The organism is Vibrio sp. 1727 (assembly GCF_033344415.1).
Lineage (GTDB): Bacteria > Pseudomonadota > Gammaproteobacteria > Enterobacterales > Vibrionaceae > Vibrio > Vibrio alginolyticus.
The window spans coordinates 1-536 of sequence record NZ_JAWPOT010000604.1 but is presented as its reverse complement, the minus strand read 5'-3'; the positions used below and the strand labels follow the sequence as shown (position 1 = coordinate 536).

The following is a 536-nucleotide window of genomic DNA, read 5'->3' as shown; positions in this document are numbered from 1 at the left end:
CGATTGCGATGTTGGGCGTTGACAAAATTGTGGCTCAATACGATTTGCGTCCAGATTGGCGCACGGCGTTAGAGTATGAGGTGCGATTGGCAACACAAACCCAAGCGGTATTTCTATTCGTACTTGTATTGGCAATTTGTGTTTCTCTCTATCTGTATCGTCAATCCAACACCGATAATTTAACTGGGTTGAGGAATCGTCGCTCTTTGCAAGTTAAGTATCGCCAAGGGGTGACTAAGGATTTGGCGATTCTTTATTTAGATATTAATCACTTCAAACAAATCAACGATACCTACGGTCATTTAGCCGGTGATGAAGTGCTGCAATTGCTTTCGCTGAAGATACATCGAGTGTGGTCTGGGCGAAGCTATCGTATTGGTGGTGACGAATTTATTTTGCTCGGATACCCAACACAAATAGAGCTTTCGCGAGCCGTTCAGGAACTGAGTCGATTGGATGTTACTGATAAATTGTGCGCGGAGCTGAAAACCGTCACGATTTCAGTTGGTGTTTCTGAGAAACGAAAGCAGCAAATG

Annotated in this window: 1 protein-coding gene; it reads left to right on the top strand. The window is 44.0% G+C overall.

Features of this window, described 5'->3' with window-relative positions:
- The coding region (locus R8O10_RS27170; protein WP_318192222.1) for a GGDEF domain-containing protein at window positions 1-536 on the top strand (536 nt) is incomplete at both ends.